Raw genomic sequence first — 15,285 nt, forward strand, 5'->3', positions numbered from 1 at the left:
TAAAAAACTGCTAAACTTAGAAATAGATTAGCCGATGAGCAGGAGAAGATGAAACTTGGACCAAAAGCGATCTGACGGTTGGTGCAAGTCAGACAATGGTTTCATTAGAAGACACCTGGAAGGTTGCTGTTAACCCAGCCGTTTATCCGCGTTATGGATGAAAGCGTGTTAATACACGAAACTAAGGTGGTACCGTGCTCGAAAGCGCCCTTAACAACTTTGCCAATTTGGCAAGGCTGTTAGGGGCGTTTTTTATTACTAATCGTTTTTAACTATTTTAATGATGATAATGGAGGCGACGCATTGGCGTCGAATAGATGAGATGGGAAAAGCTAATTTTCAACGGCCCAAGGGGACCGCGGACTTATTTGAAGAAAACGTGCGCGAATGGCAGCGAATTGAACAACAAGCACGGAAGATTTTTGCCCGTTATGGTTACGGGGAAATCAGAACACCGATGTTTGAAGCCTTTGACGTCTATGCTCGTTCGGCCGGAGACACTTCCGATGTTGTAACCAAGGAAATGTATGACTTTAACGACAAGGGTGACCGTCACATGGCCTTGCGTCCCGAAGGAACGGCCGGTGTCGTTCGCGCTTATGTGGAAAACAAGCTCTTTGGGCCAGAACACGAAAGTCCATACAAGATTTTTTATATGGGCCCAATGTTCCGTTATGAACGGCCTCAAGCCGGTCGCTTCCGTCAATTCCACCAAATCGGGGTTGAAGCGTTTGGCTCAAAGGAACCAAGCTTGGATGCCGAAGTGATTACGATGGTCGTTAAGTACTTGGCTTCACTAGGGTTGAAGGATTTGAAGGTTGCCTTGAATACTTTGGGAGACCAAGGTTCACGTCAAGCCTACCGGGATGCGCTGGTTGCTTACTTGCAACCTCACGCTGCTGAATTGTCAAAGGATTCACAGACTCGGTTGGAAAAGAATCCTTTGCGAATTTTAGATTCTAAGGATGAAAACGATCAAAAGATTGTTGCGGATGCGCCAACCATTTTTGATTACCTTTCAGAAGAATCAAAAGCTCATTTTGCAGCGGTTAAGGGTTACTTGGACGACCTGGGGATTGATTATGAAATTGATCAAACCATGGTTCGTGGCCTGGATTATTATAACGACACGATTTTTGAGGTCATGACGACAGATCCAAACTTGAAGGGGGCTGCAACTATTGCTGGTGGTGGCCGTTACTCTGGTTTGGTTGAAGAATTTGGCGGACCAGAAACACCAGGAATCGGTTTTGGTTTGGGTGTGGAACGATTGATTTCACTGTTGCAGGCTCAGGGACAAGCAGAAATGAAGCCAGCAGGCCTTGATTTCTATCTTGTGCACATTGGCGAGGATACGCAAGCAAAGACGCTTGAATTGGCTACTGCGTTGCGTGATTTGGGTTATTCTGCTGACTTGGACTTTACGGGTCGGTCAGTGAAGGCACAGTTCAAAACGGCCAACCGCCGTGATGCTCGCTTTGTGATTACCTTGGGTGAAGAGGAAGTCAAGACAAATCAGGTTCAGATCAAGGATATGGCGACCGGCCACCAAGCTGATTTGGACTTGGCCAAGGTTCAAGACGACTTGGCGGGGATTGTGAAGGCACTGGAAGCAGAGGAGGAATAAGAAATGAAACGAACGACTTATGCTGGTTTAGTTGATGAACAATATATCGGCCAAACGGTGACGTTGGCTGGTTGGGTACAAAAGCGCCGTAACTTTGGCGACCTGGTCTTTATTGACTTGCGTGACCGTGAGGGAATTGTTCAGTTAACTTTTTCCGCTGCTAACCAGGAAGCCCTTGATGTGGCTCAGAGTGCCCGTAACGAATACGTTTTGGCGATTGAGGGTGAAGTGGTTGCCCGTGCAGAAGGCCAGGAAAACAAGAAGATTAAGTCTGGTGGCATTGAAGTTAAAGTAACCAAGGCCGAGGTTCTCGCAGAGGCCAAGACGCCGGTCTTTGATATCGAAGATGGCGTGAATGCTGGGGAAGAATTGAAGCTCCAGTACCGTTACTTGGACTTGCGCCGTCCAGAAATGCAAAAGAACTTGCGCGTTCGATCAAAAATCATGGCTTCTGCCACGCATTTTATGGACCAAAATGACTTTATCAATATTGAAACGCCATACTTGGCCAAGTCAACGCCCGAAGGAGCCCGCGATTACCTGGTTCCTTCCCGAGTTTATCCTGGTTCATTCTATGCCTTGCCACAGTCACCTCAGCTCTTCAAGCAACTCTTGATGGGTGCTGGCTTCGACCGCTACTTCCAAATTGCCCGTTGTTTCCGAGATGAGGACTTGCGTGGTGACCGTCAACCTGAATTTACGCAGTTGGATATGGAAACTTCTTTCATGTCTGCTGCCGAAATTCAAGAATTGGTGGGTCGTTGGGTTCAGCAAATCATGAAGGACGTTGTGGACTTCGACTTAAAGGTTGAAGACATTACACGTTTGACTTGGCAGGAATCAATGAATCGTTTTGGTACTGATAAGCCTGACTTGCGTATTGCCTATGAAATTAAGGACTTGTCAGAAACGGTCAAGGATTCTGATTTTGGCGTCTTTGCCAACGCCGTGAAGGATGGTGGGGTTGTCAAGGCCATTGCCGTTCCTGGTGGGGCAGACCACTATTCTCGTAAGGACATCGACAAGTTGGGCCAGTACATCGAACGCTTCGGTGCTAAGGGCTTGGCCTGGATGAAGGTGACGGACGACGGCTTGAACGGCCCAATTGCTAAGTTCTTTGCGGACGAAGCTGGTCAAGCCATTTTGGCAGCCAGTGGTGCCAAATCAGGAGACCTTTTGCTCTTCGGTGCAGGTCGTGCGGATGTTGTTGCTGCTTCATTGGACTACTTGCGTCGCCAAACGGCAACTGATTTGGACTTGGTTGACCAAGAAAACCCTTGGCGCTTTGCCTGGATTGTGGACTGGCCATTGTTTGAATACTCAGAAGACTTTGACCGTTGGATTGCGGCCCACCATCCATTCACGATGCCAAACGAAGAAGACTTGCATTACTTAGATGAAGGCGAAGACCCACACAAGGCCCACGCCCAGTCTTATGACTTGGTCTTGAACGGTTATGAATTGGGCTCTGGTTCTATCCGTATTCACCGAACGGATATTCAAGAAAAGATGCTCAAGGCGCTTGGGTTTACGAAGGAATCAGCCAACGAGGCCTTTGGTTTCTTGCTTGAAGGAATGGAATATGGTTTCCCACCAATGGGCGGCATTGCCCTGGGCTTGGACCGTTTGGCAATGCTCTTGGCAGGCCAAGATAATATTCGTGAAGTGATTGCCTTCCCGAAGAACTCAAAGGCTACAGAGCCAATGACGGAAGCACCAACACCGGTTGCTGGTGCGCAATTACTTGAACTTGGTTTGGAAGTGCCAACTTCTGCTGAAAATAAGTAAAAACTTAACAAAGCGGTATCAGACTTGATTTGATACCGTTTTTACTGATTTTTTGATTAAAATTGTCTGTTTTTTATAAAATTACTCTTCAAATATTTTCTAATCTTGTTAAAATATATGTATCGAACGGCGGATTTGCGTCGTTAGGCTAAGGACCAGGCTTTTAAGTTGGTCAAAAGGGTTAGGGATTAAGGATTGGTCGGACCGTCCTTAGTTAACCTAGCAAAACACAATGATACGGAAAATAGGAAAAAATCTCGATCACTACTACTTCCATCAGGTCGTGGGAGCATTCTTTTATGCCATTATGCTATCGCTGGCGTTGAATTACTTCTGGCTGCCTGGGCACGTCTATTCGTCTGGTTTTACCGGCTTAGCTCAATTGGTTGACACGTTAACTGGCGGAAAAATTAATGTTGCCTGGGCGATTGCTCTGGTGAACATGCCACTTTTGCTTTTGGCTTGGTTTACCTTGTCGAAACGCTTTGCCATCTTTACGGCGATGGCGGTTTTGCTTTCGGCGGCCTTTGTGCCTCTGTTTGCGACAAAAACAGTGCTGACGCCGGACCCTTTGATTAACGCTATCTTTGGTGGTGGGATTAACGGAATGGCTGTTGGAACTGCCTTGCGCTGTGGTGTTGGTACCGGTGGACTGGATATCATTGGAATGGAATTAAAGCATCAATTCCGGATGAAGGTTGGCTCAGTCAACTTGGCCTTTAATGCCTTGATTATGGTTGGGGCTGGTTTGACCTATGGTTGGCAATACGCCCTTTATTCCATCATCGGTGTGGTTGTTTCGGCACACTTTATTGATTTGTTCTATACTCACCAACAACAAATTCAAGAAATGATTGTGACGAATAAGCCAGAAGAAATGACGGACACGATTCAAAACAAGATGCGTCGTGGTGTCACGATTATCGATTCCGCTCACGGTGGCTACACTGGTCGTGACCGGTCAATCTTGCTAACAGTGGTAACCCAGCACGAGTTGCCGGAATTACGTCATGCTATCAAGGAAGTTGATCCAAATGCCTTTTACTCTGAGTCAAAGGTTGAGCATACGGGTGGTCGCTTCTACGAACCGGAACCATAAAAAATTTAACAAAGCAAAAGCGCCTCGATTTGGTAAAAAATCGAGACGCTTTTTTTGAACCTTTGAAGCGGTTAAAGGAATCTGATAAATTAAAAATCAACACCAGGGGAATTTTTTTACTTTGCTTCACGGTGCATCGTGACATGGGGCGTTCCTTCAAAGATAAAGGGCTGGCCGATAGCCGTAAAGCCAAATTTTTCATAAAAACCAACAACCTGTTCCTGTGATTCAATTTCGATGGTTTGAGTTGGCCAATTTTCCTGACAAACAGCTAAAATTTGAGTCATTAACTGGTTGCCAAGACCGGTACCGCGGGCCTCTGAAGCCGTTACGACACGGCCAAAGGTGACGTGGTCGCCATTTTCAAAAATGCGAGCATAGGCGAGGGCGGGCTGTTTTACGTTTTCTTGGTAAAAAACATGAATGGCTTTTGGATCGTTTTCGTCTAGTTCATGGTAAATGCGGTTTTGCTCGACAACAAAGGTATCGATACGAAGTTTGAGCGTCTGATAGAATTCATCGGCGGTTAGGTTGTCCATAGTCTTTTTTTGCCACATTGGTCTCATCTTCTTTCTTTTTTCCTGTATAATGATGTTGCATATGCAACTGTTGCGCGTAAAAGGGAGCTTGTCTGTGATTGAATTAGAAGTGTTTCGTCAAATGGGTTCGATTTCACGACGGGCCACCAAGGAGATGAACCTGGCTGCCAGTCAGTACCAATTAGAAAACAATCTGTTTTTGTATTTGATTCGCATTGTGGAGCACGAGGGCCTGACCCAGTCTGATTTGGCGGAATTAATCCAGGTTGATAAGACGACGCTCAGTCGGGCCTTGAAAAAACTGGATGACCGAGGTTATATTGATAAAGTAACGGATGCTCAAAATAAAAATTATAAGCAACTCTACCCGACGCAAAAGGCGCGTGGCCGCTACGAGGTTCTAGCCAAACTGGAGCGGCAGTATATTAAGGAACGGCTAGCGACCTTATCCGGGGCTGAGTTAGCTAGTTTGAACAAAATACTCAACAAAATTTTGCACAGTTAAGCTGTGCTTTATTTTAACAGGTACAGTTGCAAATGCAACTGTACGAATAAAAACGGGAGATGCTTTTGGAAAATAATCATATTCGAACGCGACTAATGTTCTTTTTACTGGGTTTGGTGCTGGTTGCCTTTGGTAACACACTCTCAATTATTTCAACTGCCGGCAATGGCCTGTGGACCGCAGCGGCATTTTGCTTGGGCGCAACTGGTGGCCTTTGTACCGCCTGTGATTCTGATTGCAGCGACAACAGTTCATTTACACACGGTTGTTGGTGTCCAGGCCGGTACACTTTTTTCCTTGGTCTGCAACGGGCCGCTAATTGCTTCTTTTAACAAACAGGTTTGTCCTTTTTTGCGGTTAAATTCACCATTATAAGCAGAACTTTCACGGTTGTTTTGTATTAAAAAATCAGACTGCGCAGGCATAGCAGTTGCTTCTTTTAAAGATGAGGGGGCCTGTGTCACTTTTCACGAAAGGCGGTACAATGAAATTAAGAAAATAAAATAGAAGGAGGAAATTCAATGCCAAACACGCAAAGTCGTTGGGACCCAAATACCCGTCATCATCGATTTTGGATTCTAGCGGTGTCATTAAGTATTGCGACTAGTAAGGGAATTGCACCAGCTTTACCAGCCTTACAGAAAGCTTTTTCTAATTATCCAGCAACGATGGTCAATTTATTGGCGACCATCCCACAAATCCCGGCGTTAGTAGTGCTGTTGTTTTCTGGTCAGCTAGCCAATCGTTTTGGCATTAAGAAAGTGATTAGCACCGGGATTCTTTTGATGGCCGTGACGGGTATTTTGCCAAGTGTGTTAACAAACTTTTGGCTGATTTTTGCAACTCGACTGCTTTTCGGAGTCGGCATTGGCCTGGTCAATTCATTAGCAATCACCTTAATTGACTTCGTTTATGAGGGCGAGGACCAGGCTCAGATGTTGGGCAACCGGTCCGCCTTTGAACCGATTGGCCTTACTTTAGTCAACTTGAGCGTGGGTGCCTTGCTAGCTGTTTCTTGGCAGGTTTCCTTCTTGGCCTATGCCTTATTATTCATTGTTTGGTGGGGCTTTATTCAAGTTGTCCCCGAATACCAGCCACGACAAAAATCAGCTAACGCTGACGCTGCCCAGGTCACCAAGCATGAACAGCCAAAATACTTATTACCAATCATTGGTTCCGCCATCTATTGTGGTCTGTTAACGGTTGGGATGTCAATCGTTAATGTGTACACACCATACCTAGTTTTGGCGCACCATCTTGGTGGAAGTATGACATCTTCAGTAATTATTACGGTTTATACACTAACTTCGATGGTGATGGGTTTCCTTTTTGGTACTTTTTTTCACTTTTTGCACCGCTATATTTTTTTATTCGGTCTTTTTTTCATGGGTGTGGGCGCAGTTTTCTTTTATTCGGCGCGTGGTCTAACGACGCTGACTTTGTCTGTAATTGTGGTTGGACTATCATATCCTATGGCGGGGACTTACTTATTTGATACCATTGCCAACCGGATTCCGCAAAGAATGGCGGGTTTGGCGAATTCGATTTTGTTGGTTGGCTGTAACGCCGGAACTGCTTTGGCGCCAGCCATCGTGTCTGCCTTGAACGTCATTGGTCCAAAATCAGCTCTGGATGGGGGCATCCGTCTGTACGGTGAATTGATGTTTGCCTTAATGCTGTTAACGGCTTTGCTGATGTGGTGGTCACGAAAGAAGGGCGTACGGAAAAGCAGTTAAGGGCTGTCAAGATTATCTGGTGGTCACGAAAGAAGGGCGTATGGAAAAACGGCTAAAAGCTGTCAAGATAATTTGGTGGTCGCGAAAGATCCGGTGCCCGCAAAAGCCGGCTAAGGCCTGTTAAAGTGATGTGGTGGCCGAGAGTATACTTTTTGCCACAGCGGCCAATCCTGATTTTTATTATCAAAAAGTAGTTGACTTTCTTGCTTAGAATTGAGATAATATATAGGTCTTTAATGCATATCGTTTAACATACGAAGTAAAATGCGAGGAAGGAGGGGGATCGACATGGCAAAGGTTATTGTACGCAAGAACGAATCTTTGGATGACGCATTGCGCCGCTTCAAGCGTGGTGTTTCAAAGGACGGTACTCTCCAAGAATACCGCAAGCGCGAATTCTATGTAAAGCCTTCAGTTGAACGCAAGTTGAAGTCTGAAGCTGCACGTAAGCGCAACAAGAAGAAGAAGAACCGTTAATTCGGCCAAAAAACGTCGCTTTGGTGGCGTTTTTTATTTGGTCTCGTGGTAGACTATTAGATAAGTAGTAATCTCACACTAAGGAGAAGATTGATGAGCTTATTAGAACAGGTTCAAGCGGATATGAAAGAGGCAATGAAGGCCAAGGATAAGCAAACCCTTGCCGTTGTTCGCCAAATCAAATCAGCGGTCATGAACGAACAGATTAACTTGGGTCACGACTTGACGGAAGAAGAAGAATTGGCCGTCTTGGCGCGCGAAGTAAAGCAACGCAAAGACTCAATTGCTGAATTTAAGGCTGGGAACCGTGATGACTTAGCCGAAGCTACCCAAGGTGAATTGGATGTGTTGGCCAAATATTTGCCAGCACAATTGTCAGAAGACGAAATTAAGCAAATCGTTCAAGAAGCCATCCAAAAGACTGGTGCAACTGGACCAGCCGATATGGGGAAGGTCATGGGCATGGTTTCAGGTCAAACCAAGGGTCGGGCAGACGGCAAGTTTGTCGCTGACCAAGTAAAGGCCGCTTTGGCCAAGTAAAGTTGGTTTTCAAAACCAATATGTCAAAAAAGCAATTCTGTTGATTATCAGTAATCAGCCGGGTTGCATACATAAAAGTAACTACTGGTAGCTGATTTGTTTGGTTACCTGCATGAAAAGGATAAAGAATGGATACAACACTAGGACAAGTCATTAAGGCATCAGTGACCGATGAAAACAGTCAATACTTTTTTGCTCAAGTCGATGGGGTGACCTATGAAATTGATAAGAGTGAACTCGAGAAGCCTTTGAAGGTTGGCGGTTTTGTAACCGGTTTTGCCTATCAAAATGAGGGCCACCGACTCCAGATTACTAAGACGATTCCTGCTGTTCAAAAGGATCAGTACGCATGGGGAACGGTTGTGAATGCCCGTCATGATTTAGGGGTGTTCGTGAACATCGGTTTGCCTAACAAAGATTTGGTCGTTTCATTAGATGATTTGCCAACAATTAAAGACCTTTGGCCAAAGACTGGGGATCGCCTTTTATTAGCCATCAAGGAAGATAACAAGGGTCGTTTGTGGGGAAAATTAGCCCAACAAGATATTATCCAAGCGGTTTTTCGCCAAGCAAAGCTGGGTGCTGGCATTAACAAGGGTGACCAGGTGGAAGCTACGGTTTACCGCAACAAGTTGGTTGGAACCCTGGTTTTGACTGCTGATTACCAACTTGGCTTCATTCACCCTTCACAGCGTGAACAAGAACCACGCTTGGGCGAGGTGGTAAAGGCTCGTGTCTTGGGTGTTAACGATCGCGGAATCGTTAATCTATCGCTGAAGCCCCTGGCCTATAAGTTGATGGATGACGATGCTTCATTCTTGCTGATTCAGCTGCAACGTAAGGCCGACCACTTCTTACCATTTAACGATAAGTCCGATCCAGAAGCGATTAAAGCTCAATTCGGCTTTTCAAAGTCACAGTTCAAGCGGGCTTTGGGTCGCTTGTACAAGGAACGGTTGATTACCCAAGTCGACGGCGGCATCCAGTTGACTGAGGCCGGCCAGAAGGATTAGTCAATGCTACCGGACGTGATGGAAGACTATTTGAATTACGTTCAGGTCGACCGTGGCCTTTCAAAAAACACGATTACCGCTTATCGTCAGGATTTAACCAACTTTTGTGCTTTTTTAAAGAAAAATCAGAAGACTTGGCGCCAGGTTGATCACCAAGTCGTCCTGGCGTTTTTAAATCAGTTGCGGTTAGAAAAGCGGGCCAATACCTCGGTGGCACGAATGGTTACTTCGTTGCGTAAGTGCTTCGCTTACTTGAAAAATGAGGGTTTGATTGAACATGACCCCATGTTGAATATTAAGCCCCCTAAGAAGGCGGAACACTTGCCAGCCGTTTTGTCGGTGGAAGAGGTCGATTTGTTGTTAGAGGCACCTGATGTCTCAACCCCTTTGGGTCTAAGAACACGGGCGTTACTTGAAGTGCTATATGCCACGGGTTTGCGTGTTTCGGAATTGATTAATCTCAAGCTTGATGACCTACACTTGGACTTAGGGCTGATTCAAACCCTGGGAAAAGGTGACAAAGAGCGGATTGTGCCGATTGGCGAAGTGGCGGTTGACTGGATTAACCGCTATTTGCAAAGTGCTCGTCCGACCTTAGTTAAGAGCCAGAGGACGGTGACACTCTTTGTTAACGATCACGGCCGGTCGTTATCTCGACAGGGTGTTTGGCAGTTAATTAAAAAATTAGTGGCCCAGGCTGGCATTAAAAAGGATGTTTCGCCGCATACGCTTCGCCACTCTTTTGCCACCCACATTCTGGAAAACGGGGCAGACCTGCGGATTGTCCAGGAGTTGTTGGGCCACGCCGATATTTCAACCACGCAAATCTATACGCATATTTCAAAGAAGCGGTTGAGCCAGGTCTATGACCAATTTCATCCGCGTGCCTGAGTAGCTTGTAAAGGAGTCAGCCATGTTAATTTCGACAAGACCAGATGATGAAAAGACGGTCATGGGCCTCTTTTCCCTTTTACCAGAATATAAGAACTTAGACCATATGAAGTTGGTCTTAAATTTATACCAGCAGCCTAAGATGGAGCTTTTCTTTTGGCAGCCTGACCAGCAAGACTCGATTAACGGCTTGCTTGGTTTTGAGCGTTACAAGGATAATGTCCTAGTTGTTCGTCACCTGATTTTGACGCCGGGTGCCCCGAAGAAGGCCACTCACGCGCAAATGTTGACGGACTTGCAGGAACTCAATCCTGACCAGACGGTGATGGGCACCTTAAGCACCCAAACGTATATCGATAAGTGGAGAAAGCATTATTCAAAACCCAAGTCTCACAATTAAGATTACCGACTTCGAGGGTCCGCTCGATTTGCTTTTGCATTTGATTCGAAAGCATGAGATGGACATTTTTCAATTGCCGATTGCTGAAGTGACGAAACAGTATTTGGGTTTCATCCATGATCAGCAGGCGATGCAGTTGGATGTGGCGGCAGATTACCTAGTGATGGCTGCCAAGTTAATTCATCTTAAGTCGACGGATTTGTTACCAAAACCGCCGATTGAAGATGATTTTGAAGATAACTTTGAAGAACTTGATCCAAAAGAGGAGCTGATTGCCCGATTGTTGGTTTACCAACGTTTTCAACAGGCAACCGGCTTCTTTGATGAGCGGCAAGAGGCGGGGATGCATTCCTTTGTTCGTCCGGCAATTGAGGATGATAAAGTAGAAGTTGACCAGCCGGTCACGCTAGCTCCTGGTTTGACAATGGTCGATTTGCAACTCGCTTTTGATAGCGTGATTGCTCGGCAACGAGACTTGGCCCCAAAGGTGCGCCAAGTGGAATCGGATTCCTATACAATTGGGGATGGTATTGTTTCCATTCGCCAAAAATTACAAGCCCTGCCAAAAGAAGAATCTTTGCCTTTTACAGCCCTTTTTGATGATGTTTTTGCGCCTGACCGGTTAGTGATGACCTTTTTAGGCTTGCTTGAAATCACTAAGGCTGGCGAAGTGACGCTCTGGCAGGCAGCCTTAACAGATGAAATTTTAATTAAAGCGGTGGACCATGAATCAGAAGATTAGTCAAATTGAAGCGTTATTGTTTGTTGCCGGTGAGGATGGCTTGTCGGTCCCTGAATTGGCTAAGGTGACAGGTTTTGATAAGGGGGCGTTGCCCGCTTTGCTTGATGAACTGGCCACCCATTTGATTCAAATTGATTCGCCATTGATGTTGCGAACCTCTGACGGACGCTATGTCTTGGTTACCCGACCTGAATTTGGTAAATTAGTTTCGGCCTATTTCGACTTACCAGTTAACACCAAGTTGACGCAAGCACAGCTCGAAACCTTGGTGATTGTTGCCTATCAGCAGCCGATTACCCGTGTTGAAATTGATCAAATTCGTGGTGTCCGCTCGGCCGGAACAATTCAAAAACTGCTGTTGCATCAGTTAATCGAATCAGTTGGTCGGAAAGAAGAAATTGGTCGGCCGATTTTATACGGCACGACCGTTGATTTTCTGGACTACTTTGGTTTGGAATCGTTGGCTGATTTGCCAGAATTACCAGATATTAATGATGTGACCTTAGATGAAGAAGGCCAGGCCGAGGTAGCACTCTTTGACCAAATTGATGATCAGGGGGATACTATTCTTGAAAGCCCAGCTGATGAGGGTCAATTGGCCCTGACAGGAGACGACGAAATGGTCACGCAAGAAGAACACGATACGACAACGGATACATTGGCTGATGACCAGTCAGTTGCCGCAAAAAAGGAGGGCGAAAATGCCTGAAGAAAGTCAACGACTACAAAAGGTGATTGCTCAGGCGGGCATTTCGTCAAGACGAGCCGCCGAAACCATGATTTTAGAAGGACGAGTTGAGGTTAACGGCCAGATTGTAAGCCAATTGGGTACCAAAGTGACCCGCCAAGACGAGGTTAAGGTCGATGGTGTGCCAATTGATGGCCAAGAAAAGCATGTGTATTACTTGCTGAATAAGCCCCGTGGCGTTGTGACCACTAGCCATGACGATAAGGGTCGGCAAACAGTTGTCGATATCTTAGATGATGTGACTGCCCGGGTTTATCCGGTTGGCCGGTTGGATTACGATACGACCGGTGCGCTCTTGCTCACCAATGATGGTGATTTGGCCAACCAGTTGATGCACCCCAAGGGTCGGGTTGATAAGGTTTATACGGCCAAGGTCAAAGGATTGGCGACGCTGGAACAATTGGCGCCGTTAAAGCGCGGGATTGTTTTAAAGGGTAAGAAGACGGCTCCTGCCAAGGTTGCCATCGAAAAGGCCGATAAGGATAAGAAGGTTTCCTTTGTCACAATTACGATTCATGAAGGGCGTAATCACCAGGTCAAGGATATGCTGGCTGCCGTTGGTTTGCCAGTTGAAAAGCTGCGCCGTGACCGCTATGCTTTCTTGGACTTAATTGGCTTGCAACCGGGTGAATTCCGCGACTTAAAGCATGATGAAGTCAAGCGCTTGAAGGCCGGCGATTACCGGTTCTTGCGCCGTAAGTAAGAAAAAATTGCTGAAAAATTAGTGGTGTCCGCAATCGCTGAAAATAAAATTCGTTTTTCTAGTTTTCGGCAGGCGCCGATTTGTATTGATGGTATCAAGCCCTTAACCCATGTTAAGGGCTTTTTATGACGGCAAAAATCTTTTTTTCTTGGCAAGTTTTTTGAGCTGTGCTATACTATTTCTTGTTTCAAATATAATATAAAACTTCGGGGTCGGGTGAAAGTCCCAACCGGCGGTGAAGCAGCGACAGCTGATGAGCCCGCGACCTGCCACTTGGCAGCTGATCTGGTTTGAATCCAGAGCCGACCGTACAGTCGGGTATAAAGAAGTTTAAAGTACAGTCTTTTTTTTGCTGGCCTTTATTTTACCCCGGGTGAAGTAGGGCCTTTTTTAGGCCCAGAGGAGTAGAAAATGACAAGAAACACTACTAAAAAACTCACCCTGGTCGCCATTTTTAGTGCAATTTCCTTTGCACTCACGATTTTTCCGCAAATTGCGATCATTCCTAGCGCATCGTTTTTGAAAATTGACTTTTCAATTGTGCCCGCTTTCCTGGCTTTTTCCTGGTTAGGGTTTGGATCGGCCGTTTGGGTACTGGTGATTCGGACCTTGTTGAAGCTGATTTTGTTTAATGAAGGGGCCAATACCTATATTGGGACGCCGGTTAACCTTGTGATTGCTTTGACATTCTTGCTGGTTTTGGCAGCGATGGCAAAGGTTGAAGTTCGCTGGCCAAAGTGGTTATGGCAGTCAATTAGCGCTGTTGTTGCCTCTGTGTCGATGACCGTGGTGGCGTATCTCGCCAACATCGTTTGGGCCATTCCGCTTTACGCCAGCTTTGCAAATTTTGATATTGCTAAGTTCATTGGCGTTAAAGTTTATTTGTGGGGAATGGTCGTGCCATTCAATCTTTTGGAAGGCTTGATTTGGTTTATTGTTTCTGTGATGGTTGTTGCAATCTTGGCACCCTTTAAGAAAAGTTTTCGTTCTTAAGAAAAGGTTATCATTTTCAAGCAACCTTCCGTGTTAGACTTGATTTAAGAACGAACTCATAGGAGGTCTTGAAAATGAACGACCAAACAGCACCAACATTATCACGCCGGCAACGTTTTGATCGCCAGCATGAAAATCAGGAGCAGCCTAAAAAAGAACCACGGCCAAAAAGTCACGGCGGTCTAGTTGTGATTTTGGTCTTGCTGTCGCTAGTCTTATTAGCGTCAGCGCCAATTTATGGATTGATGAAAAATTCACCAAAGACAGTGAAGACAACATCTAGTTCCAATAGCTCCAAAAAGACAAGTCAAGCGACAACGTCTTCTGCTAGTTCGCAGTCTTCTGCTGCAACGAGTGCTGATCAGTCCTCAACTAGTCAATCGGCTACTTCGTCTAGCCAAGCTGATTCTGCTGCCCAATCAAGCCAAAATCAGGCAACCCAGTCGAGTGACGATCAAGCAGCAGCTTCAGCTGCCGCTGCTAACACGGCTACTTTGGGTGCCAACCAAACGTTATATAACTTTGCGGTAACTCATGGTACAACCACTGACCAGATTTATGCTTTGAATCCTGGTGTTACTGCTCAAAACTATTCAAAGTTTGCGGGGCAAGCTTTGAAAATTAAGTAAGAGGAAATTTTAATCCCTATGACTCAACCTGCTCATTTTCAAGTTGCAATTGACGGTCCGGCATCGGCTGGAAAGTCAACGATTGCTAAAATTTTAGCGACCGATTTAAAGTATGTTTACGTTGACACTGGTGCGATGTATCGCGCCATTACCTTGGCGGCCAAGCAGGCGGGACTTGCATACGAAGATGAGGCGGGGATTGTTGCCTTGCTTCCAAAAATTGAAATTGCCTTTTTACCGGGTGAACCAGTGCAACACGTTTTGTTGAATGGGCAAGAAGTAACCGAAGAAATCCGTTCAACTGAAATTACGAACAACGTTTCTTTGGTTTCTTCTTATCAGGCAGTTCGAGCTGATTTAGTTGACCGGCAACGTGCCTTGACGGCTAAACAGCCGGTTATTATGGATGGCCGTGATATTGGCACAACCGTTTTGCCAGATGCTCAAGTGAAAATTTTCTTGATTGCTTCAGTCGATGAACGCGCTGAACGTCGTTTCAAGGAAAATCAGTCCAAAGGTATGAATCCTGATTTGGCAACCCTGAAAAAGGAAATTGAGGAACGGGACTATAAAGATTCTCATCGCGCCATTTCGCCATTAACAAAGGCAACAGATGCGCTAACAGTCGACACCACAGGCCAAAGTATTGACCAGGTTGTGGCTACTATCAAGCAAATTATCAAGGATCACCAGTAAGGTGGTCTTTTTATTTTAGAAAAATCTGTTAAAATAGAAAGCAATAGGGAAAACGGTTCGTGTTTTTACGAAACATTTTGACGAAGTGGTTGGTCTAGTCCTAATTTTTTTAAAATTAGACTAGGAAAATCAGCTACTCTCTGATAAAATACCCTTATA

Annotated in this window: 18 protein-coding genes and 1 riboswitch; of the genes, 16 read left to right on the plus strand and 2 right to left on the minus strand. The window is 45.6% G+C overall.

Going from position 1 to position 15,285, the window contains the following annotated elements:
* Positions 1-322 precede the first annotated feature (322 nt).
* The 3 genes from hisS (at position 323) to AABI08_RS02580 (ending at position 4,514) form a co-directional block, all read left to right on the plus strand.
* Entirely contained in the window at positions 323-1,627 is a 1,305-nt protein-coding gene (hisS, locus tag AABI08_RS02570; RefSeq protein ID WP_338343888.1) for a histidine--tRNA ligase, read from the plus strand.
* A gap of 3 nt (positions 1,628-1,630) precedes the next feature.
* A complete protein-coding gene (gene aspS / locus AABI08_RS02575) occupies positions 1,631-3,415 on the plus strand; it encodes an aspartate--tRNA ligase (RefSeq protein ID WP_338343887.1) in 1,785 nt (594 codons plus the stop codon).
* A gap of 232 nt (positions 3,416-3,647) precedes the next feature.
* A complete protein-coding gene (locus tag AABI08_RS02580; protein WP_338343886.1) occupies positions 3,648-4,514 on the plus strand; it encodes a YitT family protein in 867 nt (288 codons plus the stop codon).
* Positions 4,515-4,630: 116 nt separating this feature from the next.
* Here the strand turns inward: AABI08_RS02580 and AABI08_RS02585 are convergent, their stop codons facing one another.
* Positions 4,631-5,071, minus strand: coding sequence for a GNAT family N-acetyltransferase (locus tag AABI08_RS02585; RefSeq protein ID WP_338343885.1), 441 nt, complete (start codon positions 5,069-5,071; stop codon positions 4,631-4,633).
* A gap of 103 nt (positions 5,072-5,174) precedes the next feature.
* Here AABI08_RS02585 and AABI08_RS02590 point away from each other — a divergent pair, with 103 nt between their 5' ends.
* Positions 5,175-5,558 (plus strand): MarR family winged helix-turn-helix transcriptional regulator, encoded by a 384-nt coding sequence (locus tag AABI08_RS02590; RefSeq protein WP_338344238.1) that lies wholly within the window; start codon positions 5,175-5,177, stop codon positions 5,556-5,558.
* A gap of 251 nt (positions 5,559-5,809) precedes the next feature.
* Here the strand turns inward: AABI08_RS02590 and AABI08_RS02595 are convergent, their stop codons facing one another.
* Positions 5,810-5,983, minus strand: a complete 174-nt coding sequence (locus AABI08_RS02595) for a hypothetical protein (RefSeq protein WP_338343883.1) — start codon at positions 5,981-5,983, stop codon at positions 5,810-5,812.
* A gap of 96 nt (positions 5,984-6,079) precedes the next feature.
* Here AABI08_RS02595 and AABI08_RS02600 point away from each other — a divergent pair, with 96 nt between their 5' ends.
* The 12 genes from AABI08_RS02600 to cmk all read left to right on the plus strand — a co-directional run bounded on the left by AABI08_RS02600 (position 6,080) and on the right by cmk (position 15,126).
* Entirely contained in the window at positions 6,080-7,294 is a 1,215-nt protein-coding gene (locus tag AABI08_RS02600) for an MFS transporter (protein WP_338343882.1), read from the plus strand.
* A 288-nt stretch (positions 7,295-7,582) separates the two neighbouring features.
* Positions 7,583-7,771 carry a 30S ribosomal protein S21 gene (gene rpsU, locus AABI08_RS02605; protein WP_047974532.1) on the plus strand — a complete coding sequence of 63 codons (189 nt, stop codon included), beginning with the start codon at positions 7,583-7,585 and terminating at the stop codon, positions 7,769-7,771.
* A 93-nt stretch (positions 7,772-7,864) separates the two neighbouring features.
* Positions 7,865-8,311, plus strand: coding sequence for a GatB/YqeY domain-containing protein (locus AABI08_RS02610; protein ID WP_168778401.1), 447 nt, complete (start codon positions 7,865-7,867; stop codon positions 8,309-8,311).
* A 128-nt stretch (positions 8,312-8,439) separates the two neighbouring features.
* Positions 8,440-9,324 (plus strand): CvfB family protein, encoded by an 885-nt coding sequence (locus AABI08_RS02615; RefSeq protein ID WP_338344183.1) that lies wholly within the window; start codon positions 8,440-8,442, stop codon positions 9,322-9,324.
* Between the two features lie 3 nt (positions 9,325-9,327).
* On the plus strand, positions 9,328-10,215 hold the full coding sequence (gene xerD / locus AABI08_RS02620; RefSeq protein ID WP_338343880.1) for a site-specific tyrosine recombinase XerD: 888 nt from the start codon (positions 9,328-9,330) through the stop codon (positions 10,213-10,215).
* Between the two features lie 22 nt (positions 10,216-10,237).
* Positions 10,238-10,615, plus strand: a complete 378-nt coding sequence (locus tag AABI08_RS02625) for a riboflavin biosynthesis protein RibT (RefSeq protein ID WP_338343879.1) — start codon at positions 10,238-10,240, stop codon at positions 10,613-10,615.
* 1 nt (position 10,616) lies between these two features.
* Positions 10,617-11,357 carry a segregation and condensation protein A gene (locus AABI08_RS02630; RefSeq protein WP_338344239.1) on the plus strand — a complete coding sequence of 247 codons (741 nt, stop codon included), beginning with the start codon at positions 10,617-10,619 and terminating at the stop codon, positions 11,355-11,357.
* Positions 11,341-12,066: an SMC-Scp complex subunit ScpB gene (gene scpB, locus AABI08_RS02635; protein WP_338343877.1), complete on the plus strand. Its 726-nt coding sequence runs from the start codon at positions 11,341-11,343 to the stop codon at positions 12,064-12,066. The genes AABI08_RS02630 and scpB overlap by 17 nt, the downstream gene beginning before the upstream one ends.
* Positions 12,059-12,808, plus strand: a complete 750-nt coding sequence (locus tag AABI08_RS02640; protein WP_338343876.1) for a pseudouridine synthase — start codon at positions 12,059-12,061, stop codon at positions 12,806-12,808. Before scpB ends, AABI08_RS02640 begins: the two co-directional genes overlap by 8 nt.
* Before the next feature lie 198 nt (positions 12,809-13,006).
* Positions 13,007-13,143, plus strand: a riboswitch (FMN riboswitch).
* 76 nt (positions 13,144-13,219) lie between these two features.
* Positions 13,220-13,801 (plus strand): ECF transporter S component, encoded by a 582-nt coding sequence (locus AABI08_RS02645; RefSeq protein WP_338343875.1) that lies wholly within the window; start codon positions 13,220-13,222, stop codon positions 13,799-13,801.
* Positions 13,802-13,875: 74 nt separating this feature from the next.
* Positions 13,876-14,430, plus strand: a complete 555-nt coding sequence (locus tag AABI08_RS02650; RefSeq protein WP_338343874.1) for a LysM peptidoglycan-binding domain-containing protein — start codon at positions 13,876-13,878, stop codon at positions 14,428-14,430.
* An 18-nt stretch (positions 14,431-14,448) separates the two neighbouring features.
* Positions 14,449-15,126 carry a (d)CMP kinase gene (gene cmk, locus AABI08_RS02655; protein WP_338343873.1) on the plus strand — a complete coding sequence of 226 codons (678 nt, stop codon included), beginning with the start codon at positions 14,449-14,451 and terminating at the stop codon, positions 15,124-15,126.
* The last annotated feature ends 159 nt before the right edge of the window (positions 15,127-15,285 follow it).

The sequence above is a fragment of the Fructobacillus evanidus genome (assembly GCF_963580165.1).
In the GTDB taxonomy this organism is placed as follows: Bacteria; Bacillota; Bacilli; order Lactobacillales; family Lactobacillaceae; genus Fructobacillus; species Fructobacillus evanidus.

Bases quoted from the DNA above. Each gene is read 5' to 3' on its own strand.
- hisS (WP_338343888.1), top strand. From the start codon at position 323: ATGGGAAAAGCTAATTTTCAACGGCCCAAGGGGACCGCGGACTTATTT.
- aspS (WP_338343887.1), top strand. From the start codon at position 1,631: ATGAAACGAACGACTTATGCTGGTTTAGTTGATGAACAATATATCGGC.
- AABI08_RS02580 (WP_338343886.1), top strand. From the start codon at position 3,648: ATGATACGGAAAATAGGAAAAAATCTCGATCACTACTACTTCCATCAG.
- AABI08_RS02585 (WP_338343885.1), bottom strand. From the start codon at position 5,071: ATGTGGCAAAAAAAGACTATGGACAACCTAACCGCCGATGAATTCTAT.
- AABI08_RS02590 (WP_338344238.1), top strand. From the start codon at position 5,175: ATGGGTTCGATTTCACGACGGGCCACCAAGGAGATGAACCTGGCTGCC.
- AABI08_RS02595 (WP_338343883.1), bottom strand. From the start codon at position 5,983: ATGCCTGCGCAGTCTGATTTTTTAATACAAAACAACCGTGAAAGTTCT.
- AABI08_RS02600 (WP_338343882.1), top strand. From the start codon at position 6,080: ATGCCAAACACGCAAAGTCGTTGGGACCCAAATACCCGTCATCATCGA.
- rpsU (WP_047974532.1), top strand. From the start codon at position 7,583: ATGGCAAAGGTTATTGTACGCAAGAACGAATCTTTGGATGACGCATTG.
- AABI08_RS02610 (WP_168778401.1), top strand. From the start codon at position 7,865: ATGAGCTTATTAGAACAGGTTCAAGCGGATATGAAAGAGGCAATGAAG.
- AABI08_RS02615 (WP_338344183.1), top strand. From the start codon at position 8,440: ATGGATACAACACTAGGACAAGTCATTAAGGCATCAGTGACCGATGAA.
- xerD (WP_338343880.1), top strand. From the start codon at position 9,328: ATGCTACCGGACGTGATGGAAGACTATTTGAATTACGTTCAGGTCGAC.
- AABI08_RS02625 (WP_338343879.1), top strand. From the start codon at position 10,238: ATGTTAATTTCGACAAGACCAGATGATGAAAAGACGGTCATGGGCCTC.
- scpB (WP_338343877.1), top strand. From the start codon at position 11,341: ATGAATCAGAAGATTAGTCAAATTGAAGCGTTATTGTTTGTTGCCGGT.
- AABI08_RS02640 (WP_338343876.1), top strand. From the start codon at position 12,059: ATGCCTGAAGAAAGTCAACGACTACAAAAGGTGATTGCTCAGGCGGGC.
- AABI08_RS02645 (WP_338343875.1), top strand. From the start codon at position 13,220: ATGACAAGAAACACTACTAAAAAACTCACCCTGGTCGCCATTTTTAGT.
- AABI08_RS02650 (WP_338343874.1), top strand. From the start codon at position 13,876: ATGAACGACCAAACAGCACCAACATTATCACGCCGGCAACGTTTTGAT.
- cmk (WP_338343873.1), top strand. From the start codon at position 14,449: ATGACTCAACCTGCTCATTTTCAAGTTGCAATTGACGGTCCGGCATCG.